The sequence below is a fragment of the Saccharothrix syringae genome (assembly GCF_009498035.1).
Classification (GTDB): domain Bacteria; phylum Actinomycetota; class Actinomycetes; order Mycobacteriales; family Pseudonocardiaceae; genus Actinosynnema; species Actinosynnema syringae.
In genome coordinates this window covers 2,844,865-2,861,959 of the sequence record NZ_CP034550.1, presented here as the reverse complement: position 1 = coordinate 2,861,959, position 17,095 = coordinate 2,844,865, and the positions used below count along the sequence as shown (strand labels likewise).

Annotated in this window: 12 protein-coding genes; 2 read left to right on the top strand and 10 right to left on the bottom strand. The window is 75.4% G+C overall.

What is annotated here, in order from left to right; all coding sequences use genetic code 11:
- The first annotated feature begins 14 nt into the window (after positions 1 to 14).
- Positions 15 to 665 carry a crotonobetainyl-CoA--carnitine CoA-transferase gene (locus EKG83_RS13280; protein ID WP_033430809.1) on the top strand — a complete coding sequence of 217 codons (651 nt, stop codon included), beginning with the start codon at positions 15 to 17 and terminating at the stop codon, positions 663 to 665.
- On the opposite strand, the gene EKG83_RS13275 is transcribed toward EKG83_RS13280, so the two are convergent.
- The 10 genes from EKG83_RS13275 to EKG83_RS13230 form a co-directional block, all read right to left on the bottom strand.
- Entirely contained in the window at positions 628 to 1,812 is a 1,185-nt protein-coding gene (locus EKG83_RS13275; RefSeq protein WP_153278047.1) for an AarF/UbiB family protein, read from the bottom strand. The genes EKG83_RS13280 and EKG83_RS13275 overlap by 38 nt on opposite strands.
- 131 nt (positions 1,813 to 1,943) lie before the next feature.
- A complete protein-coding gene (locus EKG83_RS13270; RefSeq protein WP_033430808.1) occupies positions 1,944 to 2,672 on the bottom strand; it encodes a hypothetical protein in 729 nt (242 codons plus the stop codon).
- 10 nt (positions 2,673 to 2,682) lie between these two features.
- On the bottom strand, positions 2,683 to 3,405 hold the full coding sequence (locus EKG83_RS13265; RefSeq protein ID WP_033430807.1) for a DUF6073 family protein: 723 nt from the start codon (positions 3,403 to 3,405) through the stop codon (positions 2,683 to 2,685).
- 83 nt (positions 3,406 to 3,488) lie between these two features.
- Complete coding sequence (locus EKG83_RS13260; protein WP_033430806.1) at positions 3,489 to 3,941, bottom strand: hypothetical protein; 453 nt, start codon at positions 3,939 to 3,941, stop codon at positions 3,489 to 3,491.
- 195 nt (positions 3,942 to 4,136) lie between these two features.
- The gene (locus EKG83_RS13255) at positions 4,137 to 4,667 is read right to left on the bottom strand and encodes a hypothetical protein (RefSeq protein WP_033430805.1); all 531 of its coding nucleotides are present in this window, start codon (positions 4,665 to 4,667) and stop codon (positions 4,137 to 4,139) included.
- Between the two features lies 1 nt (position 4,668).
- Positions 4,669 to 5,091, bottom strand: a complete 423-nt coding sequence (locus EKG83_RS13250) for an acyl-CoA thioesterase (RefSeq protein ID WP_033430804.1) — start codon at positions 5,089 to 5,091, stop codon at positions 4,669 to 4,671.
- Positions 5,088 to 10,655, bottom strand: coding sequence for a type I polyketide synthase (locus EKG83_RS13245; protein ID WP_051765615.1), 5,568 nt, complete (start codon positions 10,653 to 10,655; stop codon positions 5,088 to 5,090). Before EKG83_RS13245 ends, EKG83_RS13250 begins: the two co-directional genes overlap by 4 nt.
- Positions 10,652 to 11,659 (bottom strand): enediyne biosynthesis protein UnbU, encoded by a 1,008-nt coding sequence (locus EKG83_RS13240; protein WP_194283013.1) that lies wholly within the window; start codon positions 11,657 to 11,659, stop codon positions 10,652 to 10,654. Before EKG83_RS13240 ends, EKG83_RS13245 begins: the two co-directional genes overlap by 4 nt.
- A complete protein-coding gene (locus EKG83_RS13235) occupies positions 11,656 to 13,539 on the bottom strand; it encodes an FG-GAP repeat domain-containing protein (RefSeq protein WP_033430803.1) in 1,884 nt (627 codons plus the stop codon). Before EKG83_RS13235 ends, EKG83_RS13240 begins: the two co-directional genes overlap by 4 nt.
- A 41-nt stretch (positions 13,540 to 13,580) precedes the next feature.
- Positions 13,581 to 14,543 (bottom strand): DUF1702 family protein, encoded by a 963-nt coding sequence (locus EKG83_RS13230; RefSeq protein WP_051765613.1) that lies wholly within the window; start codon positions 14,541 to 14,543, stop codon positions 13,581 to 13,583.
- Positions 14,544 to 14,892: 349 nt separating this feature from the next.
- Here EKG83_RS13230 and EKG83_RS13225 point away from each other — a divergent pair, with 349 nt between their 5' ends.
- Positions 14,893 to 17,061: a CRTAC1 family protein gene (locus EKG83_RS13225; protein ID WP_170191829.1), complete on the top strand. Its 2,169-nt coding sequence runs from the start codon at positions 14,893 to 14,895 to the stop codon at positions 17,059 to 17,061.
- Positions 17,062 to 17,095 lie beyond the last annotated feature (34 nt).

The following is a 17,095-nucleotide window of genomic DNA, read 5'->3' as shown; positions in this document are numbered from 1 at the left end:
AGGTCCGGCACACCATGAGCGTCCGACGGGACTACGGCCAGTTCTGCGGTCTTGCCGCCGGGCTCAACATCATCGGCGAGCGCTGGACCCTGCTCATCGTGCGGGAGCTGCTCGTCGCGCCCATGCGGTTCAACAACCTGCTGGACAACCTGCCGGGCATCGGGCCGAACCTGCTCACCGACCGGCTCAGGATGCTGACCGAGCACGAGGTGATCGAGCAGCTGCCGGTCGAGGGCGACTCGCGGGGCAAGATGTACCGGCTGACCGCGCTGGGCGAGCAGCTGCGGGCACCGGTGCTGTCGCTGGCCAGGTGGGGCATGGGCTTCCTGCGCGAGGGCGACGCGAAGAAGACCGTCCGCGACGAGTGGGGCTTCCTCGCCCTCCAGGCGATGATCGACCACGACCGCATCCCGGACGTGGACGAGACCTACGAGTTCCGGGTGGGCGACCACAGCTTCGCCATCGAGGTCCGCGGCGGCGCCGTGTCCTTCGTGCCCGGCTCGGTCCCGCTGCCGGACCTGACCATCGCCTGCGCGGCGGACACCTTCGTCCGCATCGGCGCGCGGCTGCTGTCCCCGTTCGACGCGATCGTGACCGGCGCGGTGAAGGTCGACGGCGACCCGGAGGTCATCCACCGCTGCACCCGGATGCTGGGCCTGTCCTGACCCCGGCTCCCGGTCGGCCGTCGTCGGCCGCCTCCAGCAGGCCCGCCATCACGAACGGCGCGGCCTCCAGCTGGAAGTCCATCCCGGGGTGGTGCTCCCGGACCAGCCCGTCCAGGGCCAGCAGGCCCAGCAGCGGGAAGGTGAACTCCGGGTCGGCGTGCACGCCGTGCCGGCGCTGGAGGTCGAACAGCGACGCGGCGAACAGCGGCAGGCTGAAGTCCTCGACCGCCCGGCCGCAGTTGCGCACCACCAAGTCGGCGACGTCGCGCCGGAACCCGGCCAGGTCGGCGTCGTCGGCCACCGACCGCGCGGTGGCCAGCAGGGTGTCGGCGCACCCGGCGCCGTCGCCGTCGATCATCCCCGCGAAGAAGCCGGTGAACCTGGCGCGGGCGAGCGCGCCGAGCTGGTGGACGAACCCGAAGTCGACCACCACCACGTCGCGCCCGCGCCGGAAGTAGGCGTTGCCCTGGTGCAGGTCGACGTGGACGAAGCCGTGCCGGAACAGCGCGTCGTACATCCCCCGCACCAGCGCCTCGACCGCGGCGGTCCGCTCGGCCTCCGGCAGCGCGGCGCAGCCCGAGCGGTCCAGCCCGTCGAGGAAGTCCATGGCCAGCACGCCGGGGCCGCACATCCCGGCCACCACCCCCGGCACGGTGATGCCGCCCGCGTCGCGGACCAGCTCGCCGAACCGCTCCAGGTTGCGCCGCTCCCGGTCCAGGTCGAGCTGGTCGAGCACGCACCGGCACAGCTGGTCGGCGATGTCGGTCAGCGGGACGCCGCGGCACGCCGGCACCCGGGCCGCCAGCCGCGCCGCGGCCCGGATGACCCGGGTGTCGGCGGTGACCTGCCGGACGGCCGCGGGCTTGCGCACCTTGACCGCGACCGCGCGGCCGGGCAGCTCGGCGCGGTAGACGCAGGCGATGGAGCCGCCGGCCACCGGCCCGGCCAGGACCGCGGCCCGCACCGCCCCGGCGTGCTCGACGCGCGCGGCGCCGACCACCGCCAGCGCGTCGGCCACCGGCATCGCCCGGACGTCGTCCTGGAGGCGGCCGAGCGCGGTGGCCAGCACCGGCCCCACGAGGTCCCGGCGCGTGCCCAGGAACTGCCCGCCCTTGAGGAAGGCGCCACCCAGGCGCTCTAACGCCACCGCGACCCGCTCGGCCACCCGGCGGTCCAGGCCGGCGCGCCCGCGCACCACCTCGACCGCCACCGCGGCGCCCAGGGCCGCCACCGCGCCCAGCACCCGGCACAGCCGGGCGACCACCGCCAACCCCACCCTCATCCCTCCAGCACGCTCGCGGCCGCCCGGCGCAGCGTCGCCGAGTCGGCCTCCACCCACTCCGGCGGTACCGGCCGCGGGTCCGTCGTCCGCTCGAACACCGTCCAGTGCCCCGTCCTCGGCCTGGTGACCCGGATGCGCGTGGGCAGGTGGTCCCACTCCGGGGAGCCGAGCGCGACGGCCTCCCAGCGGCGGGTCTCCTCGCCGTCGAGCACCGTGCTGCGCGCCACCGGGATGCCGTGCTCGGCGCTGACGGTCTCGACGACCCGGTAGCCGTGCGCGGCCTCCGACACCCTGGTGGTGCCCGGCCGGTCGTGCCAGGCGCTCCACGGGCCGGGCGGGCCCGCGGGCACCTCCCGCGCGGGCGGGTGCAACCACGACATCAGGTCGACGTACCCGACGTCGGTCAGCGGCAGGCACTCGAACACGTGCGCGGCGGAGACCACCTTGGGCACCCGCATGGTCGGCAGGAACGTGGTGACCTCCGCCAGGTCCGCGCCGCGGCTCTCGCGGACGGTCACCCTGGTGCCCGCCAGCGCGGCGGGCGCGAGCACGAGCAGCACCGTCACCGCCCGCTCGCCGACGCCGCCGCCGCCCCCGGTGGACCGGGCGAACAGGTAGCTCGTCGGCCGGTGGCCGAGGGTCGCCTCGACCCGGAACGCGTAGGAGCCGAGCGGGCCCGCACCGAGGTTGGCCCGGACCCGCCCGGTGGTGCGACCGGTGGTCATCCGCGGCGGCCTACTCCGCGGTCACCGCGTACGCCTCGACGGGGTCCTTCGCCGTCTGGATCGGGATGTGGTGCAGCAGGGCGCCGATCTCCAGGTCGGCCGCCAGCAGTGTGCCGACGCGGCGGTCGCCGTCGTAGAGCGCGTACCCGCGCGAGGTCCGGGACACGTCGCCGATCGGCGGCACCATGTTGACCCGCGACTCGACCGCGACCGGCTCGTCGCCGGTGTCGACCGTGGCGCCCAGGTGCTCGATCTCGAACCGCGGGAACAGCAGCGTCACGCAGTTCTTCAGCGGCGTGACCCTGCCGCCGCCCGGTCGGGCGGGCGCGACGGTCGCGCCCTCCCGCCTGCCCGGGGTGTTGGTGACCCGGACCTGGCCGAGGACCTCGCTGTCGCCGACGACCTGGAGCGAGAGGAACTGCGCGCCGATGGTCGCCGTGGTCCAGGTCAGCTCGTCGGCGCCCTCGGCGCCGATGCGGGGCTCGTGGCGCCGGTAGACGCCGACGCCGTGCAGGTCCACCAGGTCCTCGCCCAGGCCGTCGACGAGGACGTGGATGCGCTCGCGGACCGTGAAGACCTCCAGGGCCGCGGGGCCGAGCGTGTAGGGGCGGATGGTGTAGAGGTTGCCCGGCCCGCCCCACGCGAGGTCGTGGCCCTTGACGATGTCCGCGTTGGACAGCGCGGAGCCGTCCGCCCCGGTCACCGCGCGGGCGGCCCTGAGGGCTTCCACCACGCTTGTCGGAATGCCGTTTCCGTTCACTGCCACTCCTGTTCAGCCGTTGTACCCACGCGCCGGGCGGCGCGCGTCCCGCGCCGTCACGGGGTGAGGACGAGCGAGTGCATGAGCCGGTCGAGGGCGTCGACGACGTGGGCCAGGTCGAGGACCCGCTCCGGGGTGACCGTGTCGGCGGCCGTCCGGTCGCCCAGCTCCACGGCCAGCACGTCGACGAGGCGTTCGAGGTTGTTGTGCGAGATCGTCACCGGGAAGTGCCGCAACTGCTCGGCGTGGGCGGGGTCCGCGTCCGGCGGGCCCGGCTCGATCCCGCGGTCGGGGCCGTGGGCGGCGCGCCAGGCCGCCTGCACCGACAGCTCGTAGTCCAGGAAGGGGCCCCGGAAGTAGGGCAGCCAGCGCTCGCGCAGCTCCCGCGCCGAGATCCCGCCCTCGACGAACGCCTTGGCCGCGGGCGTGAAGTCGCGCCGGTAGGCGGCGAGCAGGCCGGCCGTGTCGAGCTCCGGCGCCGCCGCGGACGGCTCCGCAGTAGCAGTCATCGATCCTCCTGGTGTTCGGGCGCCCCGGGGTCCGCGGACCACCGGTGCCTGCCGGGTCGGACCCCTGCTTCCGTCGCAGTACATCACTATAGGTTTCAGTAGTCAACGCTTTGGTCGGTTGTTCGCCCGACATGACGAAGGCCGGCCCGGGACGCGTCGCCCCGGGCCGGCCCCGATCGTTGGCAGTCCGGATTTTCAGCCTTGTTGAACCGTCCTTTGTGTCCGGTGGAGCACGACCGCCACGACCATCGGCGCGAACACGACCGCGTTGTAGAACAGGTGCAGCTCGACCCTGGGCACGACGAGCTGCACGAGGCTCGTCGGCGCGGCCCGGCCCCGGAGGTGCCACCCGGTCAGCGCCTGGAGCAGGAGCAGCAGGTGCTCGAAGTGGTGCCACACCTGGATCACCAGCGCGGCGGTCCACCAGGTCCGCGCCCGGCCCGCGAACCCGGGCCGCAGCAGCACCAGCCCGGCCAGCATCGCCAGCGCGTACCCGTAGTGCAGCCACTCGGAGTGGACCAGCCAGGGGAACGCCAGCCCCAGCGCGCCGCCGGCGGCGTGGACCGGCCACCCCAGCAGGTAGATCTGCGCGGCCTGCGCCAGGTGCTCGACCCAGTGCGCGGCCACCACCACCATGAACACCGCGAGCCACCGGCGGTGCCTGGCCGCGTTCACCGCGGCGAGCCGTCCCGTGCCCCTCGACCCGGTTCCCGGATTCGCCGTCATGTCATCCCCTGCTCTCCGCGTGGGCCCGCAGCGCTTCGACGAGCTCGGCGGGCAGCCCGACCGGCTCGGTGCCCGAGCCGGTCCGCCTCAGGCACGCCACGACCTGCGACCCGCGCGCGCCGAGCCGGCCGTCGCGGCGGAAGTCGAAGTCCATGACCACCCGGTGGCCGCCGAAGTCGCGCGGGGTCATGGCGACCTCCACCTCGTCCAGCGCGAAGCACTCGGCGTAGTAGGTCATCTCGCAGGACACCGTCGCCAGCACGAGGTCGCCGGCGCGGACCGCGCGCAGCACGCCGGGCGCGTGGTCGGCCAGGAACCGCTCGCGGCAGTGCCCCTGCCAGTGCAGGTAGTGCGCGAAGTAGACGTTGCCGACGACGTTGGTCTCGTCGAACGTCACCCGGTGCCGGTACACGTACGCCGTCACGGCCGGTCGTCCGCGGTGACGGCGACGACCACCGGCGCCGACCCGGTCACCAGCTTCGCGGTGACCACCCGGCGCCCGCCCGCGCGCAGCAGCACCAGCCCGTCGTCGAGCACGTCCTCGACGTCGACCCGCTCGCCGCCGTCGTCCTCGCCCAGGCCCAGCGCCCCGATCGCGCAGCTGGCCCGGTTCGCGGCCACGGTGATCCCCTCGCCGGTGCGGGCCGCGATCTCCACCGCCAGCGTCGTCGACGGCACCCCGACCACCGGCCGGGCGACCAGCCCGACCGCCGGGTCCAGGGCCACCAGGCGGTCCGCACCGCCACCGGCCGCGGGCACGGCGGTCAGCTCGGCGTGGTCGTGCAGGCCCAGTTCCGACAGGCGCCTGCTCAGCCAGGGGCCGACCAGCTCCGCGGGCATCGGCTCCCGCCAGGCGCGGGGGCCGATCGCCCGCAGCCGCAGGCCCTGCCAGCAGGCGACCGCCTCGCCGCTCGCGGCCACCACGTCCACGTCGAACCGGTACTCGTCGCCCGAGTGCCACGTCTCCACGGCGTGGACGTGCAGCAGGCCCTCGGGCCGCCGCCAGAGCGTGACGCGGTCGACGCCGACCGGCAGGGCCCTGCGGTGCGGCAGGCAGGCCAGCAGCACGTGCACCGCGGCGTCGTGCGCGCCCGGGTCGCCGAGCAGCAGCCGGCCGCTGTGGAAGTCGGAGAACCAGGTGGCGCCCGGGTCCGCCGCCACCCACGCCCGGACCTCGAACGCGGTCAGGTGGTCGAGGCGGACCAGCCGCCGGAAGCAGCCCGTGTGGAAGAACAGCGGTCCGTAGAGCGGGTGCGGCGGCGTGGTGGGTGGCGTGGTGGTCGGCGGGACCGGCCCGGCGGGGGGCGAGGTGGCGGGAGGCGACGTGGCGGTGCGCAGCTCCGCCGTGAAGCGGACGGCCCCGTATCCGTCGGCGTCGTCGCGCAACGCCACGTCGATCCCGTCGCCGCGGTCGTGGCGCAGCGCCGCGACCCGCAACGTCCGCGTGCCCCGCTCGCCGACCGCCACCGGCGCGGCCAGGGCCACCCGCTCGAACGCCCAGTGCCGGCGCGGCCCGGCCAGCGCCGCCGCCGCCTGGGCCATCGCCTCCAGCCCGACCACGGCCGGCAGCACGGGCGTGCCGTCCACCCGGTGGTCGTCCAGGTACGGGTCCGTGCCCAGCGACAGCTCGGCGCGCTGCACCGACTCCACGCCGGGCGTGCCGGTCAGCTCCTCCTCGCTGAACCGCAGCCCCCGCTCGCCCACGGCGGGGCGCGCGACGGTCGGCACCTCGGGCAGGCGGCCGGCGAGCACGACCGTGACCGGTGCGGTGCGGTCCCCCAGCAGGGCCAGCAGCGCGTCGGTGCCCTCGGCGGGCGTGATCGGGTCGATCCCCTGCCCGCGCAGCCGGTCCACCACGCCCAGGCGCTCGCCCATGCCGACGCCGGACCACAGCGTCCACTCCAGCAGGTGGGCCCGGCACCGGGGGTGGCGCCCGGCCCACCGCTCCAGCTCGACGCGCATCCAGTCGTTGGCGACGCAGTACTCGGCCTGCCCGACCATCCCGGTGCGGCCGATGACCGACCCGAAGGCCAGTACCAGCGTCGCCTGGTCGCCGACGGCGTCGAGCAGCGACCGCAGGCCGGAGACCTTGGGCTCGACCGCGGCGCGCAGCGTGGTGTCGGAGACGGCGCCGAGCGGGCGGGGCTCGTTGACCCCGGCGCCGTGCAGCAGCCCGCGCAGGGGACCGCACGTCGCCGCGGCCTGCACGGCGGCCCGCAGGTCGGCGGGCTCGGTCACGTCGCACCGGGTGTAGTGCACCCGGACCTGCTGCGGCAGCCGGTTGAGCCCGGCCCGGACCTCGGGCGCGTCGGACGGCGTGCGGCCCAGGAACACCAGCGTGGCGCCGAACCGCTCGGCGACCGCCGCGGCGCAGCGCGCGGTGATGCCGGTGACCCCGCCGGTCACCAGGCACACGTCGCCCGGCGCGAGCACCGGCTCGGCCCCGTCGCCCCGGCGGTGCACCGCGGTCACCGGCCGCTGGTAGCGCCCGTCGCGGCCGAGGCGCAGTTCGAGGTACCCCGCGCGGGCGGCCAGCCGGAGGTCGAACCCGTGGTGCGGTGGGCGGTCGACGGCGGTGACCGCGCAGTCCGGCAGCTCCGCGGTGACCGAGCGCGCCAGCCCCGCCGCGGCCGGGTGCCCGTCGTGCAGCACCACCAGCAGGTCGGGCCGCTCGGCCTCGACGCGCTCGACGGCGGCGGCGACCTCGCCGACCGCGTGCACGACCTCGGTGGCGTTGCGCAGCTCCACCACCAGGCCGCGCCGCCGGCCGGCGCCTGTCGTGGGCGCGTCGCCCACGAGCGCCGCATCGCCGGTCCACACCACGGCGTCGGTGGTGTCCGGGACGCCCTCGTGGTCGACCCACCGGTGCCCGAAGGCGCGCACCCACCGCCGGACCCCGTGCACCCCGGTCGGCCCGCCGCGCCCCACCCGCGGCGCGCCCTCGATCACGCGGGCGACGTCGCCGACCGTCGGGCTGGCCATGACCTGGTGCGGGTTGGGCGCCCGCCGGCCGAGCAGCCCGGCGGCGGTGTTCACCAGGTCGAGCAGCTGGAGCGAGCTGACGTGCAGGTCGCCGAGCAGCGAGCTGGTGGGCCGGATGCCGTCGACGGGCAGTTCGAGGCGACGGCCCAGGTGCTCGGTCAGCACGGTCAGCGCGTCCCCGGCCACCGGCTCGGGCACCTCGCGGCGCGTGACCGGCGCCCGCGGCGCCAGGGCGCGGGGCGCGGGCAGCACCTCGCAGGGGTTGGCCAGGAAGTTCGCGGGGGCGTCCAGGTCGAACCGCCGGTACCCGCCGCGCCGGTACCAGACCGCCGCGGTGTCCACGCCGGCCGCGGCCAGCGCCGCGGCCACCAGCGCGTGGCGGCGCGGGTCGCCGGCGCAGTCCATGGCCACGGCGGGCGCGGCGGTGCCCAGTTCCCGGGCCAGGCCGGTCAGCGCCGCACCGGCGCCGACCTCGACCAGCAGGTCGCACCGGGCGGCCAGGTTCTCCAGCGCGTCCTGGAAGCGCACGGGCTCCACCAGTTGCCGCAGCAGCAGGTCGGCCGGGTCCTCGACCGGCTCGCCGGTCACCGTGGAGAAGACCCGGCCGGCCGGCGGGGCGAAAGCCGTGCGCGCGAGCACTTCGCCGAACCGGGGCCGCACCGGTGCCATCGCCGCGCTGTGGAACCCGTGGGAGACCGGCAGCGGGATCGCCACGATGTCCTGCGCCCGGGCCCGGTCCACCACCTCCGCGACGTCCTCGGCCGGACCGGCGATCGCGGTCTGCCGGGGTCCGTTGAGCGCGGCGATGGTCGCCCGCGTCTCCTTCACCAGGGCCTCGGCGGTGGTCGCGTCGGTGCGCAGGCTCGCCATGGCGGTGCCCCGAGCCCCGTACCGGGCCACCAGCGCGCCGCGCGCGGTCACCAGGTCCAGCGCGGCCCGCGCGGTGAGCGCACCGGCCCAGACCAGCGCCGGGATCTCGCCGAGGCTGTGCCCGACCGCGCCGACCGGTGCGCAGTCCGTCCGGGCCAACCAGGCCAGCCCGGCCAGGGACTGCCGCGCGATCGCGGGCTGGGCGACCGCCGTGTCCACGGCACCGTCGGTGATCTCCAGGTCGGCGGGCGGTTCCGGGACCCGGAGCGAGCGCGCCCACGCGGGCAGCGCGGCGCGGACCGGCGATGCCTGACCGGGGAACAGCAGCCCGACGCGGGCGGGCGCGCCGGCGCCGACGGCGAACCCGGCCTCGTCGACCACGACCGGCGGGAGGTCGCCGGCGAGGCGGGTGGGCGCGCTCGCCGCATCGTCAGCCGCGACCGGCCGGAGGTCGCCGGCGAGGCGGGCGCGGGCCCGTTCCGCAACGCTCGCCAGCTCGTCCGGGGTGCGCGCCACCAGGGCGCAGCGGACCGGGGCGCGGTGGGGCGCCGCCTCGGCGGCCGTGGCGGCGAGGTCGTGCACCTCCGCGTTACTCAACCCGGGTGCCCGCGCGACCAGGCGGTCGAGCACCGCGACGAGGTCCCGCGCGCAGTCGCCGCCGAGCACCAGCACCTGCTCCTCGGGGCGTGGCTCGGCCCAGGCCCGCCAGTCCCCGGGCAAGTCCGCGGGCACCCCACCACCCCGCTCGGCACCGCCCAGAACCAGGTGGGCGTTGATCCCGCCGAACCCCATGGCCGACACCGCCGCCCGCGGCACCGGGTTCGACCACGGCTCGGCCTCCGCCAGCACCCGCAGCGGCGTGCCGGGCTCGCGCAGCAGCTCGTGCGGCGTGCGGCACCCGGTCGTCGGCGGCAGCACCCGGTGGTGCACCGCGAGGGCCGCCTTCACCAGACCCGCGACCCCCGCGGCCGCCTTGGTGTGGCCGATGTTGGCCTTGACCGACCCCAGCGCGGCCGGCGTCGCACGACCCGCCAGCGCCGCGCGCAGCACGGTCAGCTCGGTGACGTCGTTGAGCCGGGTGCCGGTGCCGTGCCCCTCCACCAGGTCGATCGAGGTCGGGTCCACCCCGCCCAGGCGGTGGGCCCGCGCCAGGGCGAGGGCCTGGCCGGAGACCTCGGGCCTGGTCAGGCCGCCGGCGCCGTCGGAGGAGGTGCCCCACCCCAGGATCTCGGCGTAGGTGCGCAGGCCGGCGCGCCCGGCGTCCTCGGCGCGCACCAGGGCCACCACGCCGCACCCCTCGCCCGGCAGGAAACCGGTCGGCTCGGCGTCGTAGACGCGCATCTCGTCGACGGCGAGGGCGCCGAGGCGGGCGAAGCCGACCAGCTCGAACGGGTCGAGGCTCAGGTCCACCCCGCCGGCCAGGGCGAAGTCCAGCTCGCCCGCCGCCAGCGCGCGGCACGCGGTGGTCACCGCGAGCAGGCTCGACGCGCAGGCGCCGTCCACCGCGTACCCGGTGCCGTGGAAGTCGAAGTGGTTGCAGACGCGGCCGGCGATCGTGTTGGCCAGCGCGCCGGCCAGCGACTCGTCGCCCGGCACCGGGAACGGCTGCTTGACCAGCTCCTCCAGCGCGGTCAGCACCCGCGCCGCCTCGTCCGGGTCGGTGCCGGTCCGCTCCAGCGCGGCGCGGGCCGCGCGCCGCACGAACGGCCACCGCAGCCGCAACTGGTGGGCGCGGGTGAACTCGCCGGTCAGGGAGTTGCCCAGCAGCACGCCGACCTGGTCGCGGTCGAGCCCGGCCGCGTCCGGGAACCCCGCGTCCGCCAGCGCCTCCGCCGCGACCTGGAGGGCGAGCCAGTGCGCGTGGTCCGCGGCCCGGTGCAGCGGGCCGGGCACGCCGAACCGCGGCCGGTCGAACGTCCAGTCGCGCAGCAGGCCGGCGCGCGTGACGTAGGTCCGGTCCGGGTCGTCCGGCGACCCGACGTAGTCCGGCGACAGCCTGGTCGACGGGATGCGCCGGAACGCCCGCCGCCGCCCGAGGACGGTCTGCCACAGCTCGTCGGGGCCGTTCGCGTCGGGGTAGCGGCAGGCCATGCCGACGATCGCGATGCGGTGCGCGCCGCTCCGGGTCGCGCTCATCGGGCCGCCGCCCCCGCGGTCGCCGGCGCGGCGGCCGGTACCCGCGACCGGGCGCCGGCGAACCCCGCCGCGAGGATCACCGCGCCGCGCAGCAGGCAGGTGATCACCAGGGCGAAGAACAGGCCGAACACCGCCCCGCCGACCACCAGCGCGCCGTAGACCGCGGCGGCGGTGGCGCCGAAGACCACCTGGTTGCGCGGGGCGGTCGGCGTGGTGCCCGGGTCGGTGATCATGTAGTTGGTGAACAGGATGAACGCCAGGCCGGTCATCGGCAGCAGGGCGGCGACCAGGTGGTGGTCGAGCACCAGCGAGCGCAGCGCGGCCTGGGCCGCGAAGCCGCCGACCCAGCCGAGGATCAGCGGCACCTTCCCGGTCAGCTTGGCGTTGATCATCGTGCCGAGCACCAGGACGGCGAACGGGATCAGCCAGTCGAGCGCGCCCCCGGTGTTAGAGGTGAAGTGGTACGGCGGCGCGATGCCGACCCACGGGAACAGCAGCAGCGTGACGACGATGCCGGTGTTCGACGGGTTGAGCACGTGGCGCAGCCGGCCCCGGACCCGCAGGCGCACCAGGTACTTGCTGCCGTTGGCCACGGTGACGGCGAACAGGTAGGGCCACAGCACGGCGTTGCCCCACAACAGCATCGCGCAGGCGAGCGCGGCGATGTGCGGGGGCAGCAGGAACAGCGTGAACGCGCGCGGGCCGCCCCGGTACTGCGGCGCGCGACCGCGCGCCCAGGCGTCCAGGGACTCGAACAGGATCGCCGTGGCGTAGCTGACGAGCACGGTGGCGATCGGGGTGATCGGCGACTGCTCGAAGCCCAGCAGCAGGTGGCCCACGACGGTGAACGCGGTGATCGAGACCGCGAACCTGCGCAACGCCTTCTCCCGGCGCTGCTCGGGGGTCAGGCTCTCCGGCCGGTTCGGCGCGGGCCCGGCCTGCGCGGTGCCGGCTCCGGCCCGCGCGGTGCCGGCCTCGGTCGTCGCCGGTGCTGTCGTCGTCATCGCACTACCGCCGTTCCGTTGCCGTTGAGGACCACGGTCCGGCGACCGGGCGCCACGTCGACCTCGGCCCGGTGCAGGCCGGTGGCGTCGCGCCAGGTCACGGTGACCGGGGTGGTTCTGCCGCCGGGCAGCGACAGGGGGATCTCGGCCGCGGACACGCCGGCGTGGCCGTTGGCCGGGTAGAGCTGCGCCCGCTGGGGTCGGTCGGGGTGGCGCAGCTCCACCTGGACGCCGAGGGCTCGCACCTCGGGCGCGCCGGGTCCGGCCGACCGGACGAACGCCAGGTGCGCGGACGTGCCCGCCGCGGCCCGGTTGCGCAGCAGGGCGGAGTCCTCCCACTGGTTGGCGACCAGCACGTCGAGCGTGCCGTTGCCGTCGACGTCGCCCAGCGCCAGGCCGCGGCTGTTGTCGGGCGCGGCGATGCCCAGGGCGGGTGCCAGGTCGGTGTAGGCGCCGTTCGGGCCCCTGACCCAGAACGGGTTGGACTCGTGGCCGGACAGGTCGTCGCCGGGGCCGAAGGCGGGCCACGCCCACGGGTGGCGCAGCAGCTCGTCGTTGCCCATCGCCAGCTCCTGGAGCAGCGGCCACCGGTCGACCTCGCCCTTGAGGAAACCGTTGGCCTGCAGGATCTCGTCGACGCCGTCGTTGTCGAAGTCGCCCGCCTTGACGTCCCAGCACCAGCCCGAGCGGGCCAGGCCCAGGCGCTCGCTGCGCTCGCGGTAGGGCAGCTCGCCGCGGGCCAGGTCGGCGGGGTCGCCGTCGGGCACGAACGCGAAGTTGCTCTCGTGCAGGGCGTAGGGGGTGGTGATGTTGCTGACCACGATCGTGGGCAGCCGGGCGCCGCGGTCGTAGGTGAACGCCACGCCCATGCCCTTGAACGAGTCGTGCCCCAGCACCTCGGACTTCGGCGTGGTCAGGTCGCGCCTGCCCGCGACCTCGGTCAGCACCACCCGGCCGGGGGTGGACCGGTTGACCATCAGCTGGTCGGGGCCGAAGTCGTTGGCCTGGTACACCTCGGGCAGGCCGTCGCCGTCGAGGTCCTGGAGGCCGATCGACAGCGTCCAGGAGCCGGCGGCGGTCGGCGACAGGGCGGTGCTCGCGTCGACCAGGTCGGGCGCCCGGTCGACGCCGCGGGGCCGGGTGAGCAGGATGCGGTTGGCGCCGGCGTTGCGGGCGCGGGACATGGAGTCCTGCATGGCCATCCGGACGTCGTCGCCCGCGTCGGGGTCGAGCACCCTGGCCCCGTCGGGGAAGTAGTTGCCGACGAGCAGGTCGAGGTGGCCGTCGCCGTCGACGTCGCCGACGTTGAGGGCGGTGGAGTTCCACACCTGCACCGGGTGCAGCAGCTCGCGGGCGCGGAAGGTGTCCGGCCCCGGGACGCCGCCCGCGTTGACGAACAGCAGCGGCGTCCGGCCCCAGTAGTAGACGACCAGGTCGGTGTCGCCGTCCTCGTCGAGGTCGGCGGGCACGCAGCCCATCGGCGCCATCGTGGGGTCGTAGGGGACGCCGATCGGGACCAGGCGCACGGGCGGGTAGTCCCCGGGGTCGCCCGGCACCGCGCGCACGGTGACCGAGTCGTCCCGGGGGTCGACCAGGCACACGTCGCCCGGCCGCCCCGCGCCGCGCAGGTCGGTGGCGGCGACCGCGGCGCCGACCGCCGAGATCCAGCTGCGGATGCCGCGCAGGGCGGGCGCCACGACGCGTTCCCGGTGCGCCCCGGCCGGGGCGGTGTTCAGCTGCTCGGCGGTGAACCGGAAGCCCTCGGCGAGGCGGGCGGTCCCGGCCGCGCCGAGGCCCGGCCGCCTCGTCGCCACCCCGAGGGCGGCGCAGACGCACAACACGGCGACGGCGGCGACCGCCGCGCGGACGGCTTGGGTCATGGGCACGCGACCTCATTCCCTGGTTGGGCGCGACTGGTTCGCTAGTGGGGCGCGACTGGTGCGACGAGCTCGCGGAGCCGGGCGCGCCACGCCTGGTAGGCGTGGACGTCCGCGGAGCCGGTGAGCCCCCGCGCGGCCACCTCGGTCCACGCCGAGGCCCGCTCGGGCGCCACGCCGAGGACCTGCTCGCAGGCGGCGCGGGTGTGCGCGGGCACGATCCCGGAGCGGACCCGGGCGCCCGCGGCGAAGGCCACGCCCTGGGCGAGGTGCGCCCGGTGCGGTCCGGCCGCGGCGACCAGGCGGGCCCGGCAGGCGTCGTCCGCGGCACCGGCGTACGCGCAGGCCAGGCCGACCCCGCTCCACAGGGCCGGGCGGGCGGGCGCGGGCAGCGCGGCGACGAGCCCGGCGACGCCGTCGGCGTCGGCGGACTGGAGGAACCACACCGCCCGGCCGCAGCCGGCGAGCACGGCCTCGGCCTCCGGTCCCGGGGCGGTCCGGCACCGGCGGGCCAGGGCGCGGGCACCGCCGAAGAAGGTCTCGGCGAACCCGGCGCCGTCCAGCGCCAGCCACCGCAGCAGCGGGGTGGGCGGCGGCGGGGTGGGCAGCCGCAGCCGCGCCGAGGCCAGCGGCCACCCCGCGCCCACGTGGACGAGGTGGGCGTACCCGTCGCCGGGCCCGGCCAGCAGGCGCCGCAGCGCCCGCGCGCGGCCGGCCGTCGCCAGGTCGAGCGCCCTGGCGAACATCCCGGCGCCCTCGTAGGCGAAGCCGCGCTCCTCCGGGTCGACCTCGGCGAGCGCGGCGTGGGGATCGCGCCACGCCCGCGCCCCGGTGTCGAAGCCGACGAGGAAGCTGCGGGCGTGCGCCTCCAGGACCGCCCTGGCGTGCGGCCGGTCGGTGCGGAAACCGCGCCGACCGAAGTCGGCGAGGGACGGCGGCAGCCGCACCAGGCCGAGCAGTCGCCCGACGGCGGCGGCCGCCCCGGGTAACGCGAACGGCTCTCCCACGGCACCCCCAGCGGCGAAAGCAGCGCACAAAGTCTGCTACTTGAATAAGTAGTAATCAGCCCCAGTTGCTCAGATGAGCTGTCTATCACCGTTATCCATGGATAACAAGATGTGTGGATCGGCCTTCACTCGATGAGACCACGCGAGGACCGCTCGCCGTTAGTTTTGAGCAGGACTTTTGTCCTGACCTAAAGATCATTTGCAGTGGGCGTTCCCATCCGCTCACGGCCGCCTCGCAACCGAACGGCCCAGGGCAACCTCGCCCCGACGACGCACTTCAGGCCGATTGCCCTGGAAGAAAACTATCTTTATTGTTAGCGACCTACCGTCAGGAGGTCCTATGGCACCCATGTCGCGCTCACGACGGCTGAGCCTCTGCGTGATCGCGTCGACCGCGGCGTCGGTGATCGTGACGCCCGCCGCCGGCGCGGTGCCGTCCATCGGGGGCGTCGCCTTCACCGAGATCGCCAGGCCCGGCACGGCGATGGCCACCTACCGCCGCATCCCCTCGCCCGAGCACGCGATCCGCGAGGCCAACAGGCTGCGCCCGGCGGTCAAGTTCGCCGAGTTCGCCAACGAGCCGGTGTTCAGCCACGGCATCCCCGGCGTGGTGGTGTTCGACTACGACGGGGACGACGACCTCGACTTCTACGTCACCAACGGGCCCGGCCGGGCCAACAGCCTCTACCAGAACCAGCTCGCGCAGACCGGCAGGCTGGAGTTCGTCGACATGGCGCCGTGGACGGGCGTGTCGCTGACCTCCCAGGACTCCAACGGCGCCTGCGCGGGCGACATCGACAACAACGGCCACACCGACCTCTACGTGCTCGGCCGCAACGAGAACAACCGGTTGCTGCTCAACCGCGGCAACGGCACGTTCGCCGACGTCACCGGCGCGGCGGGCGACGCCTCCGGCGGCACCTACAGCCACGCCAGCTGCTCCATGGGCGACGTCAACGGCGACAGCCTGCTCGACATCGCCGTCGCCAACACCTGGGACATGAAGAACGCCCTGCCGATCTTCGCCGTGCCCTACCAGTACAACCAGCCCAACCAGCTGCTGCGCAACGTCGACGGCCTGCGGTTCACCGACGTCAGCGCCGCGGCGGGCATCGCGCAGGTGGACGTGCGGGACGTGCCGCCGGGCGCCACCGCGCCGTTCAACGACCTCAGCTGGGCGCTGTCGCTGGTCGACTACGACCAGGACGGCGACCTGGACCTGATGACCGCCAGCGACCAGGCGGCCTACCGGATCACCAAGCACGGCGGCCACGACCGCGGGTTCGTGCGGCTGTGGCGCAACGACGGCGACGGGTACTTCGACGAGGTCACCTTCGACGCCGGCCTGGGCGAGCCCGGCATGTGGATGGGCCTGTCCTACGGCGACTTCAACCACGACGGCAACCTCGACGTCTTCGCCACCAACGGCGGCGACTACCTGACCGTCCCGCTGCCGCAGATGCCGCGGCAGCTCGGCGACGCGTCCAGCCGCTGGTTCCTCCAGCGCCCGGACCACACCTTCGCCGACCCCCGGCGCTCGTCGCTGCACCTGCCGGCGCAGAACGGGGCCGACCCCGACCTGGGCACGCTCAACGCCACACCGTGGGGGTGGGGCACCTCCGCGATCGACTACGACAACGACGGCTCGACCGACCTGCTCTACCACGGCGCGCTCGACGGCATGGGCATGGTGACCGCCGAGAACCCCGGCGCGCTGCTGCGCAACCGGGGGCCGCAGGTGGGCGCGGGCGCGTTCTACCCGTCGTTCGACTACGACGACGTCCTCACCCGCGCGGGCACCGACCACCGCAGGCGCACCGTGATCGGCGTGGCGACCGGCGACCTGGACCGCAACGGGTGGGTCGACGTGGTCAGCGTGGCCCAGTCGCTCAAGGTCGGCAGGCTCGTCCCGATCAACGACGTGGTGCCGTTCGACTTCGACTCGCCGTTCGACGCCAACGCCGCCATCCTGCGGATCTTCCAGCCCACCGCCGCCGACCCGACGACCTGGGCGCCCACCGGCAGCACCACCACCGAGGGCGACCTGTCCGTCGAGGTCAACAACGGCGGCAACGGCAACCGGTCGGCCACCGTGCGCGCGGTCGGCAGCGTCGGCCTCGCACCGGGCGCGCGGGTCAACCGCGACGGCATCGGCGCGATCGTGCGGTTCACCCCGACCGACGGGCCGACCGCGATGCGGCCGGTGCTCGGCGGCTCCAGCTTCGCCTCGCAGGACGCCTTCGAGGCGACCTTCGGCCTGGGGCGGGTGAACGCCGGCGTGGTCGAGGTGCTGTGGCCCGGCGGCGTCCGCAACCGGCTCTACAACGTGCGGGCCGGCGAGCGGGTCGTCTTCCCCGAGATCCCGTGCGGCTTCGACACCAGGGACATGACCGCGGCGCAGTACCGCGCCTGCGTGGACAACGCGGTGAACGCCCTGGTCGCGGCCGGGCGGATCACCGCGGAGAACGCGACCCGGTTCGCCAACAGCGCCCGCCGGGCGTTCAACGAGTCCAGGTAGCCCGGGTGCCGGGGTCGGCGCGGTGCGCGACGAT

Coding starts and splice junctions, on each gene's coding strand:
- EKG83_RS13225 (WP_170191829.1), top strand. CDS start 14,893: ATGTCGCGCTCACGACGGCTGAGCCTCTGCGTGATCGCGTCGACCGCG.
- EKG83_RS13235 (WP_033430803.1), bottom strand. CDS start 13,539: ATGACCCAAGCCGTCCGCGCGGCGGTCGCCGCCGTCGCCGTGTTGTGC.
- EKG83_RS13260 (WP_033430806.1), bottom strand. CDS start 3,941: ATGACTGCTACTGCGGAGCCGTCCGCGGCGGCGCCGGAGCTCGACACG.
- EKG83_RS13240 (WP_194283013.1), bottom strand. CDS start 11,659: ATGACGACGACAGCACCGGCGACGACCGAGGCCGGCACCGCGCGGGCC.
- EKG83_RS13270 (WP_033430808.1), bottom strand. CDS start 2,672: ATGACCACCGGTCGCACCACCGGGCGGGTCCGGGCCAACCTCGGTGCG.
- EKG83_RS13280 (WP_033430809.1), top strand. CDS start 15: ATGAGCGTCCGACGGGACTACGGCCAGTTCTGCGGTCTTGCCGCCGGG.
- EKG83_RS13255 (WP_033430805.1), bottom strand. CDS start 4,667: ATGACGGCGAATCCGGGAACCGGGTCGAGGGGCACGGGACGGCTCGCC.
- EKG83_RS13245 (WP_051765615.1), bottom strand. CDS start 10,655: ATGAGCGCGACCCGGAGCGGCGCGCACCGCATCGCGATCGTCGGCATG.